Source organism: Pedobacter cryoconitis (assembly GCF_014207135.1).
GTDB classification, from domain to species: domain Bacteria; phylum Bacteroidota; class Bacteroidia; order Sphingobacteriales; family Sphingobacteriaceae; genus Pedobacter; species Pedobacter cryoconitis_D.
Map to the genome: position 1 here is coordinate 334,231 of NZ_JACHCC010000007.1, position 22,709 is coordinate 356,939.

The following is a 22,709-nucleotide window of genomic DNA, read 5'->3' on the forward strand; positions in this document are numbered from 1 at the left end:
CAAATGAACAATATATGCCAATGAAGATTATTTGTGTACACCAAAGTGCTGATATGTATGGGTCTGACCGGAGTTTTTTACAGGTTATCAAATACTTTAATCAGTCAGGTGACTTCGAAAAAATAACTGTTATTCTTCCCCGGTCTGGCCCGTTAGTAGCTGAACTGGAAAAGTTAGGTGTTGATATTATTTATATGAATCTTTCTCTGCTGAGTAAAACATATTTAATGAAACTTCAGTGGGGTAAGATTATTTTTCCTTTATTTTCGTTTAACTCTAAAAGAAAGCTGTACAATCAATATGATGTGGTTTATGTAAACACTTCGGTGATTTTAGATTTTTACCTTTTGGCGCCTTTTCTGAAGCAAATGAAAGTAATTCATATCAGAGAAATCCCCAATAAATTTTTGAGTAAAGTACTTTCTTTCTTGCTGAAATGTGCCGGGTCAAAAATTATATTTAATTCTAATTCTACACTGAATAGTTTTAAAAAACTGGACCGGAGTTTTGTTGTACACAACGCTTTTGAGGGATTTAGTAAGGAGTTTACTACAGCAATTGAAGAAAGACCGGACGGGTTGTTACATGTGCTGCTTATTGGCCGGATCAATGGCTGGAAAGGTCAGGATTTTGCGATTGAAGCATTGACAAAAATCCGTTCGTCACGTGTGTTGCTAAGGATAGTAGGTAGTACTTCTCTGGGAAATGAAGGACTGGTTGATGAGCTGAAGAAAAAGGTAGAAAAACTGGGGCTTACAGCTCAGGTTGAGTTCCTGGATTTTGTGTCGGATACCGCCGGAATTTATGCCTGGTCTGATGTGGTTATTGTTCCAAGTACAAAACCAGAACCTTTTGGAAGGATTGCGATAGAGGCAATGAGTTTATACAGGCCTGTTATAGCCGCAAACCACGGAGGGTTACCTGAAATAGTGGAGAATGCTGTCAGTGGGTTTTTATTTGAACCCAATAATATGGATTCATTTGTAGCTGCACTGACTAATTATATTGATGACCGGAAACTATTACAGCAACATGGTCTGAATGCTAAAAGGGTATTTGATGAAAAGTTCTCGTTAAATGGTTTTTATCAGAAAATAGATTCCGTTTTTAAAAGTGAAATGGTTTAGAATCTTAAAATTTCAGCATATGAGAAGTAAATTGATTATTGGACTTTTATTTTTAATCGGATCGGCCTGTCTGCCCGGATCTGATAGTTATGCCCAGGTTCAGTCTAAACGAATGCTGGTCGGTGCTTATTATTTTGATGGGTGGACAGGGAAAACATTCCATATTACCAAATCTCTGGAACAAAACTATAGTGTCAGAGAACCAGTCTGGGGCTGGATTACGAGTACACCTGAAATTATCCAGAAGCAGGTTGATCTGGCAGTTGAGGCAAAAATTGATTTCTTTAGTTTTTGCTGGTACTATTCTGATTTGTATAAAAAGAATTTGCCTGAGCCAAGGAATCATGCGCTTAACGTGTTTCTGGATTCAACTGCTAAAAAAGGATTGAAATTTAATTTGCTGGTTGCCAATCATACCGGGTATTCAATTGGCCCGGCTGATTGGGAGAGGTTGACAAAAGTGTGGATTGATCTCTTTAAGAAAGATGCCTATCTGAAATTCAAAGGCAAACCACTAATCACTTTTTTGAGTCTAAATATGCTCCTCCAGTCGTTTGGGACGATAGAAAATGTGAAGGGTGCTTTAGCTCAGTTCAGAGCTGAGGCAGTAGCTAGTGGTCTGAAAGGGGTGAACATCGCTATTTGTATCCCACCTCTTGAATCGGAGGCAGCAAAGGCTGATGCGTGTGGCTTTGATTTTTTGACGGGATATAACTATCATGATCAGACATTGATATCCGGACAATCGGTTAGTCCGATAAAGGCGATAAGCCCAAAAGAGGAATCTGTGTGGAATGCTTTTTTAAAATTCGGGAAACCCTATTTGCCGGTGACGACTTTAAACTGGGACCCGAGACCATGGGATGAAATGAATAAGGCAAAAAGGACTTCTCCACATTTCGAAGGTTACTCCCGGGCTTCGGTGTATAAATCTATCAAAGAATTAAAAGCCTGGACATTGAAAAATAATCCTTCTGGCTCTACAGCTAATATTGCAATGATTTATGCCTGGAATGAATATGGGGAAGGGGCCTGGTTAACGCCAACTGAACAAAATAAGAATGGGCTTTTAGAGGCTGTTAAAGAAGCATTGCAATAAATAAGCAGAACAAATGAAGAGATTGTTTCAAACGATTATTACCAAAAGGAATCCCTCCTTTAAATTTGATGAAAATATCACCAGCAGGACTTTATTCAACCTGGTGTTTACTAAAAGTTTTGACCTTTTAAGAGGAGTATGTTTTTTACTGATTCATTTTAAAAAGCCCCAATTGATCTTCCTGGGTAAGGGGGTGCGTTGTTTCAATAGCCAGAATATCGTTTTTGGTAAATGGGTTAAAATTGATTCTGGCGTATACCTGAGTGGGCTGGGAAAAGGAAAACTGAGTATCGGAAACTCGTCAGGTGTGGGTGCTTACACTCAACTCATTGTATCGACCTCATTTAATAATCTGGGCGAGTTCATACATATCGGAAATCATGTAGGTATTGGGCAGTTTTCCAGTATCGGGGGCTCCGGAGGAGTATCTATCGGTGATAACACGATCATTGGACAATATTTTAGCTGCCATCCTGAAAATCACAATTATAGTGATCCGGACAAACTCATTAAAAATCAGGGGACGACAAGGTCCGCAATCAATATTGGTGAAAACTGCTGGATAGGGGCCAAGGTGACTATTCTTGCCGGGGTATCTGTCGGTGACAATTCAATTATTGCTGCGGGTGCAGTTGTGAACAAAAGTATGCCGCCGAATTCAATTATTGCAGGTGTTCCTGCCCGTGTAATTAAAAATTTATATGATTAGAAAGATAATTTTGCTTGCTTTATTATTAGCTAACCTGTCTGTTTACGCTAATAATCGTGTCGATTCAGTACCACTTAGAGTATTGATTCTGGGAAACAGTATAACGTATCATGGGGCCAAAGCATCAGTAGGCTGGTCGGGCAACTGGGGAATGGCAGCAAGTGCTGCCGAAAAGGATTATGTGCATCTGCTGGAGTCAAGGATTAAAGCGGTTAAACCTGATGCGGTTATTAAGTTCGGGAATATTGCTGATTCTTTTGAAAGACAATTCTGGAAATACAATATTGATGCCTTTAAGGAATATAGCAAGTTGAATGCAGATCTCATTATACTGGAGATTGGGGAGAATATCAATGATTCCTTAGCAGTTAAAAATTTACTGGGCACTCATTTACTGGCATTTGTTCATGAATTGTCAGCGAATAAAAATTTAAAAGTCTGTCTGGCAGGGAGCTTCTGGCCAAATCGAAATATAGACCGTATGATGAAGACAACCTGTGAACAGAATAACTGGTTGTACGTTGATTTACAGGGATTATATCAGGACAGAGCGAAAAATACGGCAATTATCCAGTATTCCGATAAGGGAGTTGGCAGACATCCTTCTGATACGGGAATGGAAAACATCGCCAACCGGATCTGGGCTAAAATAGCATACTTATTCAAGTAAAATACAATGAAGATAGCAATTATTGGAACCCGTGGTATTCCCAACCACTATGGGGGATTTGAGCAATGTGCAGAATACCTGGCGCTGGGTCTTGTGAAAAAGGGGCACGAAGTATTAGTTTACAATTCACACAATCACCCCTGGCAGCAGGAACAATGGAATGGGGTTGAGCTGCACCACTGTTATGATCCGGAATTTAAACTGGGTACTGCTGGTCAGTTTATTTATGACTTAAACTGTATTCTTGATGTAAGAAAACGTAAATGTGATGTTATCCTTCAGCTGGGATATACCAGTGGCTCGGTTTGGGGCTGGTTGTTACCCAGGAAAGTTGTAGTGACTACCAATATGGATGGGCTGGAGTGGAAGCGGACAAAATACTCGGGTAAAGTAAGAAGGTTTCTGCAATGGGCCGAAAAATTAGGGGTAAAATACAGTGACCATCTGATCTCGGATTCTATTGGTATTCAGGATTATTTAAAAGAAAAATATGGAGCTGATTCTACATTTATAGCTTATGGCGCCACCTTGTTTGAGCAGGCAGACGAAACTGGTCTTCAGGAGTATCAATTGACCGCGTATCAATATGATATGCTGGTTGCAAGGTTAGAACCTGAAAACAGTATTGAAATTATTCTGGATGGTGTAGCAAAAGCAAAATTAAACCGTCCATTTCTGGTTGTCGGCAAACATGAGACGGCTTATGGCAATTATCTGAAAGAAAAGTATTCAGCACACCAGCAGATCCGGTTTACAGGAGGAATTTATAATATTGATATCCTGAACAACCTGAGGCATTTTTCCAATGTCTATTTCCATGGGCATACTGTTGGAGGAACGAATCCATCGCTTTTAGAGGCAATGGCATCCAGTAGCCTGATCTGTGCCAATGATAATCCTTTCAACAGGTACATTTTAGGGGAGGATGCTATTTATTTCAATACTTCGGATGAGGTAACTACCCATTTAAAAATGGTGAAGTACGATCAGGAGAAATATCAGTCAATGATCCGGGAAAACAGAAATAAGATCACCAATATTTATGACTGGGAATTGATCGTAGATCAGTATGAAAAACATCTGAGCGAAGTTAACGGAGTGTTGACGAGGTAGCATGGTTGTCTTTTGCCCGCTGAAAGTCTTTTTTCAGTTTGATGGCTAAACCTATAGAGTTATTTAAAAGTTTTCCATGGTCAACAGCGGCTGCAAAACCGGCACTGTAGCCATGGTTTAGTTTCTTTTCGGCTTCAAGATAAAAGGAAAATTGTTCAACAGGTACAAATATATTTTTGGTCTGCGGATTCCGGATATGGCCTGTTGAATTTCCATAAATGCTGGTTCCAAAGGTTCCGTAATTCCAGGAATAAGTTAGTTTGGTCATAAAAGTCCAGTCATTTAATCTTCCGCTTAAACCAGTGTGTATGGACACTACCCGGTTGTTAATAAAATAATCGGCTTTTTTAATGGCCTGCCCGGGTTTTGCGTCATGTCTTGGGGTGATCAGGGGAGTTCCCATTCCCATGCCCTGGTAGGACCAGCCATTGACATAATAAAAATTATTGTAGTAATCTTCATCTCCTGATTTTGTGAAAACTGACCAGGGATAACCAGCCTGGTCTTTGGAATAAAAGAATTCGAACAGCACTTTTTTCCACATGAAACCAGCGGTCTCATCCTCTTCATAGTATTTATTTTCAAAACTGACTCCGTTTAGTCCGTCCCTTATATTGGCCAGTTTTGATAATGCGCCTACGTCGTATAAGCTCTGGCGGTAGAGTATAACTTTAACTGCATCGAAGTCATACTCAGCTCCCAGGTCAACAGAACCTAGCTGATTACCGATTTTAGACGTAGGTACGCCTTTAGTACCGTAGGATTTTCCGGAAACTACGTACCAAAAGGATTGAGCTGGTGATAACTTGAAATTCGGGCCAAATGAAGCCTGTTCATTACCCCAGTACACCTGGTGGTTAAAACCTCCGTAAAGTTTGAGTCTCCAGTCTTCTTTTCCCAGTCTGACATAAAGTGATTTCTGATGAAAATAGGTTTTGGGATTTCTGTCAATCATATAATACTTAATGTGTTTTGCAGGGACTATGCTATCCAGAATTGGAGCCCTGCCAACCCATCCATGAACAAAATTGCCTTTAACAGAAAACAATCCATCAAAAATGGGTATGCTATAATACTCCGGGATAGAGAGTTCTAGTTTTGGTACCCCTAATGCGTTTCCGGAGACGGCAAAATTTCCTGAACTCAACAGTGTATCTCCATTCAGGCCCATCACCTCCCTGGCTCTTCCGGCTTTAAACTGAAACATAGCGAGTCTGACCTTGGCATAGGCTGTTATGATTTTAGCTGTTGAATTTCTACCGGCATTGGCCCTTCCTTCAAAACCAAACCCCCAGTCTGTTAACGGTTGTTCAGACGAATTTAAATCCCTGTAGTCTTTGTAAGCACGCCCAATAAAGCTGGCCGAAGCACCGGCCAGGGGAACGGAACCAAATTGATTGGACCTCATCCAGAAGGGTACGACATCATTTGATGTGCCGATAGCCTGTGTTTCTATCTCATAATTAACAGGTGAGGTTTGTGCGTTGGCATTGGCAGATAGGATTAAAAAAGATAGGATACTCAGAAAAACGCATTTAACAGGTCTGTTATAGCTCATGTTTGTAGAATGAATTTGATTTTTACGCTGCTGATTTACAGGAAACTATTTCCAAATGTTTCGCTCATTCGTTTGACTACCTCTTTAATCTCCTGTTCCTGATCCTTAGGATAAATTAATAAGGCATTGTCTTCGTCTACGACAATAAAATTGTCCAGTCCCCGGATGACAGCTATTTTATTATCGTTAATGTGGATGATACTGTTCCGGGTGTCTTTCACATCGATTTGCCTGGCTGCAATCACATTATTAACCGGATCTTTAGCCGCAGTTTCGTATAAAGAGGCCCATGTCCCCAGGTCTGACCAGCCAAAATCTGCTGGTATAGTATAGACATTATCTGCTTGCTCCATAATGGCATAGTCTATGGATATGTTGGGAGAAGAAGTATAATTTGTATCTATAAAATCTCTCTCTTCAGGTTTGTTGTACAGGAGTTTGCCTCGTTCAAACAGATCATGGATTTCAGGAGCATGTTTTTTTAGGGCGCTGATAATGGAGTTCGCCTTCCAGATAAATATGCCTGCGTTCCAGAGGTAGTTTCCACTTGTTAAGTACTCCTTTGCTCTTTGTAAACCGGGTTTCTCTTTGAATTCTTCCACTTTATAGATGCCTGTTTGTGTTTCTTTCCCATAACGGATGTACCCATATCCGGTATCGGGCCGGGTAGGGCTGATACCCAGAGTGACCAGTGCATCATGCTTATCGGTGTAGGCTAGTGCAAACCGGATTCTTTCTGTAAAAATATCTTCATAAAGGATGAAGTGGTCTGAAGGGGCTACAATCAGATTGGCCTGGGGGTCCATGGCGGCTAGTTTAAAAGAAGCGTAGGCAATGCAGGGAGCAGTATTGTTTCTGCTTGGTTCGCAGATTAACTGGGCTGTGGAAATGCCGGTTAGCTGATCCAGGATAATACCCTGGTATTGACTATTGGTGACAATGAAAATGTTTTCAGCGGGGCATAATTTCAAAAAACGCTGGTAAGTAATTTGCAGCAGAGATTTTCCTGTACCTAAGATGTCTAAAAACTGTTTTGGAAAATGATCACGGCTTTTGGGCCAGAAACGACTTCCGGTGCCTCCGGCCATGATCAGTACATAATTCTTTTTATCCATGAATTTTATAAATTAGACAGCTAAATTTTCTTCTATAATTACAGCAGTTGATTGCGCAATCAGATTTCTGCCAATGCTGTTGTAGTAATAACCCAGATCAATCATTTTTTGGAGATCATATAAGTTGCGACCGTCAAATATTACTTTGTTACTCAGGATTTCTTCCATTCTTTCAAAATCAGGGTTCCTGAATACTGACCATTCTGTAGCGATGAGTAATGCATCTGCATTCTTTAAAGCATCATATTGATCTTCAGCATAGCTGATTTTGTCACCTAACAGCGCTTTTACATTTTTCCTTCCTTCAGGATCGAAGGCAGTGACCGTTGCGCCATTTTTGAGCAAATGGTCTATGATATGCAAGGCTGGTGCTTCACGGATATCATCAGTCTCTGGTTTAAAGGCCATTCCCCAGAGGGCAAAGTGTTTTCCGCTGATATCGTTTTTATAATATTTCAGTACTTTATCAACCAGTACAGTTTTCTGCCTCTCATTTGCACTCATGACTGCTTTAAGGATTTTGAAATCATATTGGTTCTCCTCTGCAGATTTAGATAAGGCCTGGACGTCTTTTGGAAAACAACTGCCTCCATAACCTAAACCAGGAAAAAGGAAACGTTTGCCTATGCGGCCATCAGAACCTATTCCCCGGCGTACATCATCGACGTCCGATCCAACCAGCTCACACAGATTGGCGATTTCATTCATAAAGGTAATTTTAGTAGCCAGGAAAGAATTGGCGGCATACTTGGTCAGTTCAGATGATTTTTCATCCATAAATAAGATTGGGTTTCCCTGACGGACATAAGGACCGTATAACTCGGTCATTAACTTCCGGGCACGTTCACTTCTGGTGCCGATAACTACCCGGTCTGGTTTCATGAAATCGTCTACTGCAACACCTTCTCTCAGGAACTCGGGGTTTGAGATTACGTCTACCTGAACTGAGGTATTGGCGGTGAATACGGACTGTACCTGAGCTGCGGTACCTACCGGAACTGTAGATTTATTGATGATTACCTTATACTCGGTAACCAGTTGGGCAATATCCTTTGCAGCACCTAAGATATAGGAAAGATCTGCAGCTCCGTCTCCGTTTGGTGGTGTAGGCAGTGCCATAAAAATTAGCTGTGACTCTTTAATAGCCAGGGCAAGATCTGTAGTGAAGGTTAATCTCTTTTGTACAATGTTTCTCAGGAATAATGTATCCAGTCCGGGTTCGTAGATCGGAATAATCCCGTTCTGCATCATTTCGACCTTTGCTTTATCAATATCTACACAGATCACATCGTTTCCTGTTTCAGCCAGACATGTGCCTGTGACCAAGCCTACATATCCTGTTCCTATTACTGCAATTTTCATGAGTATAATTTGTTTTTAATGGTGATGAAGCTATCATGTGCTATCTGAACTGGTTCATTTGCTGCGCATGATGGGTTCATAAATAAATTCCCCTTTTGTATTTTTTTTATTGTAAACCTACTTATCATTTTGTGGAATGACACTTTATACAGGGTGTTAATTTTATTGTTTTTGTTAAAATACCTAATTGTGGGGAGATTTTTATTCTGTATTCGAACTAGTTTTGGTAATTGTTAAGAGGTTTGCCGAACTGTAGCGGATGTTTTCATAGATTTTTCTTTGAGAGTTATTTTTGTCTACAAAAGGTTAAAAAATGCAACTTGACAGCCCAAATTATTTATCTATTTTTCATATGCAGACCCGTTATTTGTACTTGCTCAAATACATTTTGCCCATTACGGACATCGTAATGCTCAATCTTGTCTATGTTGTAGCCTATTATCTTACAGAGTATTTAGGTAAATCAGTTTCGTACGAATTATGGCGGCATTATATGGTCGTATGTAATTTAACGTGGATGTTTAACTCTGCAATTTTTGGTCTGTATTCAGATTATGGCTCAATCAGGCTGGAAAAGATTTACAGAGGTACCTGGCGAAGTGTCGCGCTCCATGCTATTACTTTTGCCTTATATCTTCTCTTCTCGAGGGATATCGAATTTTCGAGGACTTTTCTGGTTGTGTTTTATGCTTTACTGGTTGTCGCCTTTGTCTTAAACCGTTTTGCAGGTTCTGTCTTTCAGTTCCTGCTGGTCCATAAATTAAATGTGAATAAAAAGGTAGCATTAATTGGAGTTAATCCAACCGGACGCCGGCTGGCTCATTATTTTGATAGTCAGTATGATATAGATTTTTACGGTTACCTGGATGATGGCAGTATGATTTACGGTGATGAAAAAGGGGAGCTTCCGGCGAAATTTATCTCCAAAATGGAAGAAGCGGCCTTGAGTGGGGTTAAGGATGTATATGTTTCTTTGGAACCTCACAGAATGTCAGAAGTTAATCTGTTCCTGGAAGAAGCTGATAAGCACTGTCTGCGGGTGAAATTCATCCCGGATATTGCCGGGGCATTGAGTGCTCCTTATACGATTAGTTACGTAGGGGGAGAGTTTCCTGTAATCTCTTTAAGAAAAGAACCATTGGAAAGTATTGGTAATCGGTTTAAGAAACGGGCTTTTGATATTCTGTTCAGTTTGGCCGTTATTGTCTTTCTGATGAGCTGGTTGTATCCATTGATCGCTATACTGATTAAGTCACAAAGCAAAGGGCCTGTTTTATTCAGGCAGCTTAGAAGTGGGCGTAATGACGAGCCCTTCTGGTGTTATAAATTCAGAAGTATGAAGATGAATAACGACAGTGATAAAAAGCAGGCGACTAAAGACGATGACAGGATTACGACTATCGGAAAATTTCTTCGCAAATCCAGTCTTGATGAATTGCCGCAGTTTTTCAATGTTTTGATGGGGGATATGAGTGTAGTTGGTCCCAGACCACATATGTTGAGGCATACAGAAGAGTATAAGGCAATTATCAGCCAGTTTATGGTTCGTCATTTTTTGAAGCCGGGGATTACAGGCTGGGCACAGGTGAATGGCTTGAGGGGAGAAACCAAAGAAGATAGTGCTATGCAGAAAAGAGTACAGCATGATATCTGGTATCTGGAAAACTGGACAGCCATGCTGGAAGTGAAGATAATCTTCATGACAGTTATTAATATGCTCAAAGGTGAAGAAAATGCTTATTAACAGCTTAAATTATAATCAATAATGAAGAAGATCTTAATTACCGGCGGAGCTGGTTTTATTGGCTCGCATGTAGTCAGAAGGTTTATTAAAAACTATCCTGATTACGAAATTATTAACCTGGATAAATTGACTTACGCAGGTAACCTGCTTAATCTTACTGATGTTTCGGGCTCGCGGAATTATAAATTTATTAAAGGGGATATTACGGATGTTGAATTTATCAACGAGCTGTTTCAGCTTGAAAAACCAGATGCTGTGATTCATCTCGCTGCCGAGTCTCATGTAGATCGCTCAATCAGCAATCCTATGGAATTTGTAATGACAAACGTAATAGGGACAGTAAGTTTATTGAATGCGGCAAAAGAATGCTGGAAAGGAAATTACGCAAATCACCGTTTTTATCATGTCAGTACTGATGAAGTATATGGAACGCTGGGTGAAACGGGGTTGTTTACGGAGGCAACAGCTTACGACCCTCATAGTCCTTACTCAGCTTCGAAGGCAAGTTCAGATCATTTTGTCCGGGCTTATCATGATACTTATGGTCTTGATGTAGTCATTTCAAACTGTTCCAATAATTATGGATCTTGTCATTTTCCTGAGAAACTAATTCCACTGGCAATCAATAATATCAGGAATAACCAGCCGGTACCTGTATATGGTAAAGGAGAAAATGTCCGGGACTGGCTTTGGGTAGAAGATCATGCCAGTGCTATAGATACTATTTTTCATCAGGCAGTTTCTGGTGAAACGTATAATATAGGCGGACATAATGAATGGAAGAATATCGATCTGATCCGGTTATTATGCAATATTATGGATCAGAAATTAGGAAGATCTGCAGGTGAGTCAGCTGCGCTGATTACTTATGTAACTGACAGGGCCGGGCATGACCTCCGTTATGCGATTGATTCAACTAAACTGCAGAATGAGTTGGGCTGGACACCTTCTCTGCAATTTGAAGAAGGGTTGTCGAAAACTGTAGACTGGTATCTTGAAAATGAAGAGTGGCTTGAAAATGTGACCTCCGGGCATTATCAGGATTATTACAGGCAGCAATATGAATACAATGAACTGTAAAAACAAAATACTCGTATTTGGAGGTGTGGGACAGTTAGGGCAGTGTCTTAACCGTATCAGCAAAGAGCGGAACCTGAGCTCCATCCTGTTTCTCGATGAGGAAGAAGGGAATATTTTAGATCTGGATATTTTAGCTGATCTATTTCATAAAGAGTCTCCTGAATTTGTGATTAATTGTGCTGCTTATACGGCGGTTGATAAGGCTGAGGATGAGGTTTTGCTTTGTGAAAAAATCAATAGTGAAGGAGCCGGAAACCTGGCCAGGTGCTGTGACCAATTTGGTGCCACTCTGATCCATATCTCAACTGATTTTGTTTTTGAGGGTGATGTCCCGAGGCCTTTGAAGGAAGATGATATGGCCAGTCCGGTCAATGTGTATGGGAGGACTAAACTTGAAGGGGAGCAGGAAATTACGCAGTTATTAAAAACTTATTACATTCTGCGTACCAGCTGGCTTTATTCGGAGTATGCGAATAATTTTGTGAAAACGATGATCAGGCTGGGAACGGAAAGAGATCAGTTGAATATCATTTCAGATCAGGTGGGTACTCCGACTTATGCTATAGATCTGGCAGCGGTAATACTTGATATTATCCAGTTGAATAACAAAGCGTATGGAATTTATCATTACAGTAATGAAGGTGTGACTTCCTGGTATGATTTTGCCAAAGGGGTTTTTGATATTTGTGGCACTGAAATAAAACTCCTGCCAATTTCAGGCGCTGATTATCCTACGAAAGCAAACAGGCCAGCCTTCTCGGTCATGGACAAGACAAAAATTAAAACAACATTCGGCATTGAAATTCCTTATTGGAGAGATAGCCTGGTTAAATGTATTCAAGCAATAAATAAAGACAGATGAAAGGAATTATACTAGCAGGAGGTAGCGGTACACGTTTACATCCTTTGACCCTGGTAATGAGTAAACAGATGATGCCGGTCTATGATAAGCCGATGATTTATTACCCCTTGTCGACACTGATGCTTGCGGGCATTCATGAGATCCTGATTATCTCTACGCCTCATGATCTGCCTAATTTTGAAAAATTACTGGGAGATGGAAGTAAGCTTGGTTGTAAATTTTCTTATGCGGTTCAGACTGAACCTAATGGTCTTGCGCAAGCTTTTGTAATTGGTGCAGACTTTATAGGGGATGATAAAGTGGCTTTGATACTGGGGGATAATATTTTTTATGGAGATGGTATGGCTAAGCTTCTTCAGGGAAGTTCTGATCCAGCCGGAGGAATTGTTTTCGCTTATCAGGTGTCCGATCCGGAACGTTATGGTGTGGTAGAATTTGATGGAGATCATCAAGCTGTCTCTATCGAAGAAAAGCCTGCTGTACCAAAATCAGATTATGCGGTGCCTGGTTTGTATTTCTATGACAACACTGTCGTGGAAATTGCCAGAAATATCCAGCCTTCTTCCAGAGGGGAGTATGAGATTACTGATGTTAATAAGGTGTATCTGGAGCAAGGTAAACTGAAAGTGGGGGTTTTGAGCAGGGGGACGGCGTGGTTAGATACGGGGACTTTTGCTTCGTTAATGCAGGCCGGACAATTTGTTCAGGTTATCGAAGAGCGTCAGGGGCTGAAAGTTGGTTGTATTGAAGAAGTGGCTTACCGTATGAACTTTATTGATGGTGAACAACTTCGGGCGATTGCAGCTCCTTTGGTAAAAAGTGGTTATGGTGAATATCTTTTGAGGATGGTTAAATAAATAAAATAACCATTAGCGATCATGATAGTGTATTTTTGTGTTTATATTATTAATAATTTTAATTCTAATGAATTGATGAGTTCTTTTGAATTTTTAAAGACTGGAACCGGGGATGATCATGCACTTTGCGGCTAAAAGTAAGTGTTACTGTGTGTTAAATGTCCTGTTTTGATAGCTGTTTATCCCGTTTTTTGGTTGAGATACGTTATTTGTTTGTAGAATGATGAGAATAACCAGATTGAAATACAAAAACGATTTAGAATCAAGTTTTTTAGTAAAAATCCCTAATTATAGGGATGGTATTTCTGTTTAATTGGATTCATTTTTGTTGTTATTAAATGATTTTTATGAAGTTTTAAAGCAATAACACTTTATTTCCTTTAAATATGCTGTTTTTTAATCAAAATTTCTTTGAAATTAATCTTGTGTCTGGTGGTTTATTTAATTTCCGGTGATGATCCATTGTCTTTACCGGCTCAACTACATTCTGCTGACTGCCCAGCTGGAATCAGGCCAACGTATAAATATTTTTAATCTTAAAACCCAAACCTCCCATGTCAAAACTATTATTTACACTTGTTACACTGCCCAATGAAGTAACAGGTTCCCGCAATGATTGCCTAACTCAGATTCCGGATTCATTAATGACTACTCGCAGTCAGTGAATTTACAGGCCCAAACAATTTTTTCTAATCCCAAACCTCCTTTATCTATTTAAAGATGAAGAAACAAAAAAAGACGTTTTCAAAAATTTGCTATTACACACTGGCAAATACTTTTTAATTTTTAATCTGCTTAATTAACCTTATGGAATCCAATAACAACGTCATGAAAGCTACCTGGGATAGGTACAGTGATTTTTACACGCGTTCAAATATAGCCTTGCCTAAAGTAAATTTAGATCAGTTTTTACCCTCGTTCATTTGCCCCGGACAGTTTTACTATTACGTAGTAGGTTTTTACGACCGACAGATCAAATATATGGATCCCAGTGTGGTAGAAATTCTTGGGCTTGAACCAGAGTCAGCTACTGCCGAGAAGATCCTTGACCGTATCCATCCTGATGATATTAACTATGTGACTCAGACTGAATCAGCAAGCCTCAAATTTATGTTTGATAAAGTGGGAAGAGATAGTGTCCGCAGTTACTATAAAACCACCTATTGTCTCAGACTGAAAGTTGCCGATGGCGGTTACGAACTGTTCCACAATCAATCTATTTTGCTTTCTAATGATGATACCGGACGTATTACACAGGTACTTCACATTCATACAAATGTTAGTCATATTACCACTGTGAATAACTATATGCCATCTTTGGTTGGGATTAAGGGCGAAAAGAAGGTGTGGCCGATTAATATCAACCGGGAATCTGAGAACCATGCATTGAACTTACAATTCAGTAAAAGAGAGACTGAGATTATTAAATTGATTGCTCTTGGTTATAAAAGTGAAGAGATTGCTGATTCCTTGTTTATTTCTGTTCATACGGTTCATACCCATCGTAAAAATATTACCCGGAAGTCGGGTGTGAAAACCAGTTCGGAATTAATCAGTTTATGTGTGAAAGATGGATTGATTTAATCAGACCTGTCAATGAATTCCAGGTAACAATGCCAGATTTATTTTCTGTCATTGTTACTATCGTAAAAATGCCGGAATCTCAGTAAACAAGGCGAAATATGGCTACTGCCGGAAGCAGGATCCCGGGGAGTATTTTGAAAAAAAATCAGTATAGTAAATTAATAATTATATATTTGCAGCCTTGAAAAGATTTGAAGTTGAAGGTAATCACAGAGAGCCGATTTCTTAGATAACTGAAGCTGGATTCTTTGAAAGAAAACGGTCAATTGGTACAAAAGGCTCGTCTTTTTGGCTAAGGCTGATTTATAAAATTAGGCCTTTTTTGTTTACTCAGTATGTTTACTGAAGAAATGGTTAAAGTTTATAATAATTTAAATTGGCAGATATAAATAAATTGTTTTCAGTGGTTAAATCTCTCTTTACAGAAGCTAAATATAATCAACTGGAAAAGCCTTGCTGCCTATTGCGGAAAGGCTTTTAAAATTTTAAAGACAACCCAAATGCTAAATTTTGTTCTCTTTGGCCCACCGGGTGCAGGCAAAGGCACCCAATCACAGAAATTAATTGATCGTTATCAATTGATACATATTTCTACAGGTGATCTTTTCAGAGCACATATCAGTAATCAGACTCCACTGGGGCAACAGGTAAGTGCACTTATTGCAGATGGACAACTTGTTCCTGATGGAATTACGATTGCTATGCTTGAAGAAGAAGTAGACAGAAATCCAGACGCAAAAGGATTTATTTTTGACGGTTTTCCAAGAACAGTTGCTCAGGCAGCAGCACTGGATGAGTTTCTGGAAAGTAAAGGAAGTTCTATTGCAGGAGTTATCGCATTGGATGTAGATCAGGGAGAACTGACTAAAAGAATTGCGGAACGTCAGAAACAGACTAATAGGGTTGATGATCACGCAGATAAGTTACAAAAGCGTATTGATGAGTATTTCAGCAAAACTATTCATGTTTTGCCTTATTATGAAGCACAGCATAAACTTAGCAAAGTAAACGGCATTGGTAAGATCGATGATATCTTTGCAGAGTTATGTGAAGTGGTTGATAAATATTAATTAAAGTATAATAATAAATAGCGGGACGGATGTATGTTCTTCCCGCTATTTTTGTTGGTAAGAAAAAATAAAAGGTTATGTCACAGGGTTCAAATTTTGTAGATTACGTTAAGATATGCTGTCGTTCAGGAAAAGGAGGGTCGGGATCTTCACATTTACACCGTGATAAGATGACCTCTACAGGTGGTCCGGATGGTGGTGATGGTGGAAGAGGAGGTCATATAGTACTGAGAGGTAATGCTCAATTCTGGACTCTTTTACACTTGAAATACCGTAAACATATACTTGCTTCGGACGGAGGGCCAGGATCAAGCTCTACCAGTACAGGCAAATCGGGTAAGGATGAATATCTGGATGTCCCTCTGGGAACAATTGCCAAAGATGCTGAAACTGGTGAAGAGCTTTTTGAAATTACTGAAGACGGACAAACTGAAATCCTGACGCCAGGAGGAAGGGGAGGTCTTGGAAACTGGCATTTTAAAACATCTACTTTGCAAACACCACGTTTTGCACAACCTGGAGAATCGGGAACAGAGCAGTGGGTTGTACTTGAATTAAAAGTTTTGGCTGATGTTGGACTGGTAGGTTTCCCTAATGCCGGAAAATCAACTTTACTTTCTGTGGTTTCGGCTGCAAAACCTGAGATTGCAGATTATCCTTTTACCACCCTTGTGCCTAACTTAGGTATCGTTTCTTACCGGGCTAATAAGTCATTTGTAATGGCAGATATTCCAGGTATTATCGAGGGGGCTTCTAAAGGAAAAGGTTTGGGGTATCGTTTCTTACGCCATATTGAGCGTAACTCTGTATTATTATTCATGGTTCCTGCAGATACAAACAGGACAATTACAGAAGAATACGAGATTCTGAAATCAGAATTACTGGATTATAATCCGGAACTGATGCAGAAGCCGCATTTACTGGCTATTACTAAATCTGATATGCTGGATGAGGAACTGGTCGCTGAAATTAAAAAAGATCTTCCTGCAAACATACCTTCTGTGTTTATTTCTTCAGTAGCACAAAAAGGTCTGGTTGAGTTAAAAGATATGATTTGGCAGGCTATAGATGCAGACGACAGCTCTCCTTTGCAAAAATAAATTTTCTGATTTTTGTTGAATTATTTGCTATTATTCTTAATTATTTTTAAATTAGGGTTAAGAATCAGTGCCTTAACATTTGCTCTCCTAAACACTCTACTCCATTTCAGAATAGAAATTGCCCTGCAAATGATCTTATAGGCACAGGATTTGTATATCTTCAGTTTAAATTTATATTGTATGGATAAGAGATCATTTAATTTCCTGTTTACCGTTGTGGTTGCTTCGATGCTTGTGATAGGCACATTCAAAATTGTTAAGAAGAAAAACCATTCTACGAATACACGTACTTCGGCTACTAAAGCCATCAAGTAGAGCCTGCCGTTTTAAAGGCCGGCTCTACTAAACTCGTAGCCTTCAGATTTAAAGACAGATAATCGCTATTAATTAATTTGTCTTGTTTGATTCCCCCTTTCTGCTTTTCCCTTATACCGAAGAGCATCCAATTCCATTGCATTAACTGACCTATAGTTTATCCCAGGTATTTTACTTCGAATAGCTTATTTAAGGCATATTTTTTTACATTTGCGCTTATTAAGATTAATTTTAAATAGTAAACGCCAAATTGAAGAAAATTTTATTGATCATTCTGCTTGCTTTTCCAGCGGGCTTATTCGCACAATCCATTATCAGAGGCCGTGTAATTGATGAACAAGGTACTCCCGTTTTTAATATTACTGTTTCCCTTCAGGGGAAGAAAAATGCAACTAAAACTGATGCCAATGGCCAGTTTATACTGGAGCCGGTAGTTGAAGGTGATTACAAATTAAGCGCTTCTGCATTAGGTTATCAGTCAATCCTGAAAACTATACATATTACAGGGAAAGATGATATCGTGCTGGAATTGTCTTTGCAACCGTTAGGGGGGCTCAACGAAGTGGTTGTAACAGCTTCAAGGAATAAAGAAACTATCGGAGAAGTCCCTTCTTCGGTTAAAATTCTGAATTCAAAGCAGATTGAAATTCAGCGAAGTATTTCAACTGATCTCAATCAACTACTATCCTATAATATTCCGGCATTAACGTTAGGAACAAATACTGCCACGAATAAAGGACAAACTCTCAGAGGTAGAAATGCACTGGTTATGATAGATGGTATTCCGCAGTCTACTCCTTTACGTAATGGAGAACGTGATTTCAGGAGTATTGATCCTTCAGTTATTGAGCGGATAGAAGTCATAGAAGGATCTACCGCAATTTATGGCAACGGAGCTGACGGAGGGATAATTAATTATATTACCCGTAAGCCGGACAAAAATCAAAAATTGAGTTCAGTTACTGAATTGTCTGCTATGGGTTCATTAGTCAATTCGGCAAACTCTACCGGAACTAAAATAGCGCAGCTTTTTTCTGGTCGGGTCAATAAATTCGATTACGTACTCAGTGGAACATATGAACAGACAGGGGTAAATAAGGATGCGAATGGGGTAGTGATCTCACCATTTCAGTCCTTAAGTGAAACAACGAGTAAAAATGTGTTTGCCAAAGCAGGGTACGATATTAATGATAAGAACAGAATTGAAGTCATGTTTAATTACTTTAATACCATTCAGAATAGCAATTATGTTGATTCCAGCGGTATATATGGAGTCCGTCCGATCACAGGTAAACTGGGAAAAGCCCTAGGAGCAAATCAGGGAACCCCATATAACTACAATGCCTATATCCAGTATACAAACAGAGAATTGTTTAAAGGAACTTCGCTAAACCTGAACCTCTATATGCAGGACTTCTATTCCATATTTGAATATTCAGATTTTTATAAACCAGCGGGTAATTCAGCTATCGGATCTAAGAAAAAAGGGGCAAGAATAAACTTTAATACGCAATATAAGTTTTCTCCTGTGATAGAGGGAGATGTTACCTATGGTGTCGATATTTTGAATGATATCACTAAACAGGATCTGGTCGACGGAAGAGGTTTTGTGCCGGAAATGAATATGAAGAATTATGCACCCTACGCACAATTAAAGACATTTCTGTTTAGGAACCTGATTTTTAAAACAGGTGCGCGTTACGAGAATATTAGCCTGAGCATTCCGGATTACACTACTATTCCGTTTGGTGCGTATAAAGGAGGAGTTGCTGTTAAAGGTGCTGATCTAAGCTACAACGCCTTAGTGTTTAATGCTGGATTAAGATATGCTAAATGGAATGTCTTTAATCCCTTTGTAAGTTTTTCACAGGGCTTTTCCCTGTATGATTTAGGTCGTACTTTGCGTTTGAGTGTGGTAGATGATATCCGAAAAATCGAGACTAAGGCCATTATAACGAATAACTATGAAGTAGGATTTAGCTCTAACTGGAAAAAACTAAGTTTCACAGGTGCTTATTATATCAGTACTTCGGATCTTGGCTCCAGTCTGAAAGATGTGAATGGGGTAGCTACTGCTGAAAGAGCACCAGAACGTGTCAATGGTTTTGAAGCTACCGCGAATTATGAATTTCTGGTTAATCTCTCACTTTCGGCAGGATACTCACATCTGAAAGGAACTAAGGAGGTAAACGGTGAAAAGGTCAGTTTACCGGCTACCCGTATTGCTCCGGATAAGTTTACCAGCAGTGTTAATTACAGTCCTTTTAAAACCTGGGATTTAAGTCTGTTCTGGATTTACTCTGGTAATGGAACAGCATTCAAGCCAGATGCTAAGGGTAACTATGCACTGGGAGAAGGCCCGATTAAATCATTTAATTTTTTTAACCTGTATACGGCTTATCATTTTACCCCTAAAGCAACCCTTAAACTGGGGATAGATAATCTTTTCAATGCAGATTATTACCCGGTTCTATCGCAGGGTAAAGTAAGGACAGACTCTTATATCAAAGCTAACGGGGCACGTTATAATTTAACGATGTCCTATTCATTTTAAGAGCCTGTTTAAATATTGATTAACTTTGCCGTGTTTTTACGGGTTTAAACACTGGACTTAATACTATAGATTTTATGATTATCAGGAAAAAGGAAAACTGGTTGAGAATGCTCTTTATCTGGAGAGGTTCGGTCTTACCTCAGATTTTGTTTCGTCTGCTATTGTTACTCCTGATTTCGGTTCTGGTTGTTTATTGCCGGGGTTCCTTCTTTAATTACAAGATCCAGCTCAATCCGGGGCCATTTACCCTTTTTGGTATTGCGCTGGCTATATTTTTTGGTTTCAGAAATAACGTAAGTTATGAGAGGTTCTGGGAAGGCAGGAAACTCTGGGGTTCCCTTTTGAACACTACCCGTTCCTTATCCAGGCAAGTTCAGGTGCTGACCGGGTCGAAGGAAGGAAATCAATTTGTAGATTTGATGATTTCTTTTACTTATGCACTAAAACATCAGTTGCGTCACACAGATGCAACGGCAGATATTAGCAGGATTTCTGGATCAGCCCTGGCAATTCAGTTAAAATCTTCAATTTACAAACCAGCTATGCTTGTCAGAGAAATGGGATCATGGATCAGGGAACTCAAATTGCAGGGAAAGCTTGATTCTATACAAGTTGCCAGTCTGGATCAGAATTTAAATGAATTATCCAATATTCTGGGGGGATGTGAACGGATCGCCAGTACGCCAATTCCATATACCTATAAAGTATTGTTGCATCGCACTGTTTATATCTATTGCTTTCTGCTTCCTTTTGGTTTTGTAGACAGTCTTGGCTGGATGATGCCGATCATTGTTGTTTTTATAGCTTATACTTTTGTTGCCCTGGAGGCTGTAGCTGATGAACTGGAAGATCCGTTTGGCTTAGAACCTAATGATTTGGCTTTGAATTCATTATGTTCCATGATAGAAAATACGCTATTAGAGCTGACTGATCGTGAAACTATTAAGCCTGCACCTGAAAAAAATTACATACTGGATTAATTCATTGGTTATTGTTAAAAATTGTTAATTATTCAGAGATGTATGATTGTTTTAGACATATTTGAGTAGTAAACAGGTTAGTTTTTATCATTTTTTTTTGTGATTAATACAGTTTTAGAGGTGCCTTTTTGATAAGGGCCCGGTTTTTATAGATAAGAAGATATAAGTGTCTGGAAACAGATACATGAAAGAAAAACCCGTTCATACAGGTTTATATTTGGTTAGAAAAGGGATGTGTCTGGATGGAACATCCCTTTCTTGTTTGCCTATATTCAGCAATATGACTGGTATTTAACTATTTATTTTTAAGTAACTGGACTTCTTCCTTCAGCATCAGCATTTCTTTTTCCTGTCTGATCAGATGTAATGTCAGCTCTTCAATTTTCTTTAATAATCTGGCATTCATTTCGCCAACGGCAATGCCTTCCTCTTTCACCTGGGCAGCAGATGGTATTTCAGGAAGATGTTTGTTTGCCTGAATGTATTTTTCTGTTTCAAGCAGGGAAAGGGAGTTGTAATTATCATTAAATACATAATCAGGCCAGATGCTTACATCCACTTTAACTTCTTTGGAATGTATAAGGCCATTTACTGTCAGTTTTGAATCTGGTGCTGTTGTTCCTATACCTACATTACCATTGCCGGTAATCCTTAATTGTTCTATCATAGACCTAAAACCATACTGTGTATAAAAACGCAGGCCACCTGTATTGTAGGTTTCTTTTTCAAAACCAAATCCACCACCACCTCCGCCAGAATCAAAACGTATTTTTATAATTCCGGCATTTGAATCATAGGGTATACTTGGATCTCTGATCGTTAGTATTTCCGAAGGGTTAGTAGTTCCTATTCCCACAAAACCTGTTTCTGGAAAATTATTAGTTTTCTGCGCATGTACATAGCAGCTTGTCAATGCCATCATAAAGACAAAGAGAGAACATTTCATATTGATTAATTTATGGATGTGTTTTAGAGGTTCGTATTTGTATGGTTAAGGAAATCTACAACTGATTTCTGGTAATTTTTCCCTTGACAATGAATAGCCTTCTGATGGCTCCTTTGTCCAGGATAGTATCTCCCGGATAATTTGGATTTGCTGCGCGGAGAACAATTTTAGCTGGGTTATTATGTTCAAAAAGCAGTTTAACTGTGGTAATGCTGTTTGCAGACTCATCAGCCATGACTAAATAAGCTTCGCCCCACTGGATGATATCTTTATTGATAATTTCTCTGACGGCTATAATTTCACCGCTTGCATATTTTGGATACATACTGTCTCCGTATACCGGTAAATAAGCATCACAGTCATTAAATGGTCTGAAATTAACATAATACTCAGGTTTTTCATTTAAGAAATCAGTACCCGGTAAAGAAAAGTCCGAAGGATTGATATTCAGAAAAGGTACACCTTCTTTAAGTTCATCTTTATGGCTTGTTTTTTCCTGGTTCTGTTCTTCTTCTGTAAATATTTTGCCCTTGCCTGTAGCCAGCCAGGTCTCATTGATATGATAATACCTGATCACATCCTCTGAAAGTCTCTTGCCTATCATTCTCGAGCCGGTTTCGATTGGCGAGAAGTTATTCACGTGTTTAGCTATCGGGCTGTAGAATTCCTGAAGCGTCATTTTCTTTGCAATCCTGATCTCTTTCAGCCTTGGTCCGAAGTTTTTTCTTTGATTATCAGTCATTTATCTATTTGTGAAAATTAATGGTCAATGATTTGGATCTGCATTTGATCCTGAATTATCTTTATTTTATAATTTATTGCAATATACGAAATAAAATTCTTTACGAGTGTATTATTTAAATT

At 39.2% G+C, this 22,709-nt stretch carries 20 protein-coding genes; 15 read left to right on the plus strand and 5 right to left on the minus strand.

Annotated elements, in window-relative coordinates:
- Positions 1 to 20: 20 nt before the first annotated feature.
- Genes HDF25_RS14880 through HDF25_RS14900 form a run of 5 tightly spaced genes read left to right on the plus strand, consistent with a single transcriptional unit; the run spans position 21 to position 4,718 of the window.
- Complete coding sequence (locus HDF25_RS14880) at positions 21 to 1,127, plus strand: glycosyltransferase family 4 protein (RefSeq protein WP_184626066.1); 1,107 nt, start codon at positions 21 to 23, stop codon at positions 1,125 to 1,127.
- Between the two features lie 19 nt (positions 1,128 to 1,146).
- Positions 1,147 to 2,226, plus strand: coding sequence for a glycoside hydrolase family 99-like domain-containing protein (locus HDF25_RS14885; protein WP_184626068.1), 1,080 nt, complete (start codon positions 1,147 to 1,149; stop codon positions 2,224 to 2,226).
- 13 nt (positions 2,227 to 2,239) lie between these two features.
- Positions 2,240 to 2,935 carry an acyltransferase gene (locus HDF25_RS14890; protein WP_184626071.1) on the plus strand — a complete coding sequence of 232 codons (696 nt, stop codon included), beginning with the start codon at positions 2,240 to 2,242 and terminating at the stop codon, positions 2,933 to 2,935.
- Positions 2,928 to 3,605, plus strand: coding sequence for an SGNH/GDSL hydrolase family protein (locus HDF25_RS14895; protein ID WP_184626073.1), 678 nt, complete (start codon positions 2,928 to 2,930; stop codon positions 3,603 to 3,605). Before HDF25_RS14890 ends, HDF25_RS14895 begins: the two co-directional genes overlap by 8 nt.
- Positions 3,606 to 3,611: 6 nt before the next feature.
- The gene (locus HDF25_RS14900; protein ID WP_184626075.1) at positions 3,612 to 4,718 is read left to right on the plus strand and encodes a DUF1972 domain-containing protein; all 1,107 of its coding nucleotides are present in this window, start codon (positions 3,612 to 3,614) and stop codon (positions 4,716 to 4,718) included.
- Here the strand turns inward: HDF25_RS14900 and HDF25_RS14905 are convergent.
- The 3 genes from HDF25_RS14905 to HDF25_RS14915 are packed head-to-tail and all read right to left on the minus strand — an operon-like array spanning position 4,696 to position 8,753.
- Entirely contained in the window at positions 4,696 to 6,276 is a 1,581-nt protein-coding gene (locus tag HDF25_RS14905) for a capsule assembly Wzi family protein (protein ID WP_184626077.1), read from the minus strand. The genes HDF25_RS14900 and HDF25_RS14905 overlap by 23 nt on opposite strands.
- A 35-nt stretch (positions 6,277 to 6,311) precedes the next feature.
- Positions 6,312 to 7,391, minus strand: coding sequence for a mannose-1-phosphate guanylyltransferase (locus HDF25_RS14910; protein ID WP_184626079.1), 1,080 nt, complete (start codon positions 7,389 to 7,391; stop codon positions 6,312 to 6,314).
- Positions 7,392 to 7,403: 12 nt separating this feature from the next.
- A complete protein-coding gene (locus tag HDF25_RS14915; protein WP_184626081.1) occupies positions 7,404 to 8,753 on the minus strand; it encodes a UDP-glucose dehydrogenase family protein in 1,350 nt (449 codons plus the stop codon).
- Positions 8,754 to 9,066: 313 nt separating this feature from the next.
- On the opposite strand from HDF25_RS14915, the gene HDF25_RS14920 reads away from it, so the two are divergent.
- From HDF25_RS14920 to HDF25_RS14960, 10 genes are all read left to right on the plus strand, one after another.
- Positions 9,067 to 10,497 carry an undecaprenyl-phosphate glucose phosphotransferase gene (locus HDF25_RS14920; protein WP_260409376.1) on the plus strand — a complete coding sequence of 477 codons (1,431 nt, stop codon included), beginning with the start codon at positions 9,067 to 9,069 and terminating at the stop codon, positions 10,495 to 10,497.
- A gap of 21 nt (positions 10,498 to 10,518) precedes the next feature.
- Complete coding sequence (gene rfbB, locus HDF25_RS14925) at positions 10,519 to 11,577, plus strand: dTDP-glucose 4,6-dehydratase (RefSeq protein WP_184626083.1); 1,059 nt, start codon at positions 10,519 to 10,521, stop codon at positions 11,575 to 11,577.
- Positions 11,567 to 12,439, plus strand: a complete 873-nt coding sequence (gene rfbD / locus HDF25_RS14930) for a dTDP-4-dehydrorhamnose reductase (protein WP_184626086.1) — start codon at positions 11,567 to 11,569, stop codon at positions 12,437 to 12,439. Before rfbB ends, rfbD begins: the two co-directional genes overlap by 11 nt.
- On the plus strand, positions 12,436 to 13,296 hold the full coding sequence (gene rfbA, locus HDF25_RS14935; protein ID WP_184626088.1) for a glucose-1-phosphate thymidylyltransferase RfbA: 861 nt from the start codon (positions 12,436 to 12,438) through the stop codon (positions 13,294 to 13,296). Before rfbD ends, rfbA begins: the two co-directional genes overlap by 4 nt.
- An 807-nt stretch (positions 13,297 to 14,103) precedes the next feature.
- On the plus strand, positions 14,104 to 14,880 hold the full coding sequence (locus HDF25_RS14940; protein ID WP_184626091.1) for a LuxR C-terminal-related transcriptional regulator: 777 nt from the start codon (positions 14,104 to 14,106) through the stop codon (positions 14,878 to 14,880).
- 500 nt (positions 14,881 to 15,380) lie between these two features.
- Positions 15,381 to 15,950 carry an adenylate kinase gene (locus tag HDF25_RS14945; protein WP_184626093.1) on the plus strand — a complete coding sequence of 190 codons (570 nt, stop codon included), beginning with the start codon at positions 15,381 to 15,383 and terminating at the stop codon, positions 15,948 to 15,950.
- A 77-nt stretch (positions 15,951 to 16,027) separates the two neighbouring features.
- Positions 16,028 to 17,050 (plus strand): GTPase ObgE, encoded by a 1,023-nt coding sequence (gene obgE, locus HDF25_RS14950; protein ID WP_184626095.1) that lies wholly within the window; start codon positions 16,028 to 16,030, stop codon positions 17,048 to 17,050.
- Between the two features lie 180 nt (positions 17,051 to 17,230).
- Positions 17,231 to 17,365: a hypothetical protein gene (locus HDF25_RS25845; protein ID WP_260409377.1), complete on the plus strand. Its 135-nt coding sequence runs from the start codon at positions 17,231 to 17,233 to the stop codon at positions 17,363 to 17,365.
- 250 nt (positions 17,366 to 17,615) lie between these two features.
- A complete protein-coding gene (locus tag HDF25_RS14955) occupies positions 17,616 to 19,919 on the plus strand; it encodes a TonB-dependent receptor (RefSeq protein ID WP_184626097.1) in 2,304 nt (767 codons plus the stop codon).
- Positions 19,920 to 19,993: 74 nt separating this feature from the next.
- Complete coding sequence (locus HDF25_RS14960; protein WP_184626099.1) at positions 19,994 to 20,899, plus strand: bestrophin family protein; 906 nt, start codon at positions 19,994 to 19,996, stop codon at positions 20,897 to 20,899.
- Between the two features lie 295 nt (positions 20,900 to 21,194).
- Here HDF25_RS14960 and HDF25_RS14965 read toward each other — a convergent pair whose 3' ends face one another.
- Positions 21,195 to 21,845, minus strand: a complete 651-nt coding sequence (locus tag HDF25_RS14965; RefSeq protein ID WP_184626101.1) for a tail fiber protein — start codon at positions 21,843 to 21,845, stop codon at positions 21,195 to 21,197.
- 55 nt (positions 21,846 to 21,900) lie between these two features.
- Positions 21,901 to 22,587, minus strand: coding sequence for a helix-turn-helix transcriptional regulator (locus HDF25_RS14970; RefSeq protein ID WP_184626103.1), 687 nt, complete (start codon positions 22,585 to 22,587; stop codon positions 21,901 to 21,903).
- Positions 22,588 to 22,709: the final 122 nt, after the last annotated feature.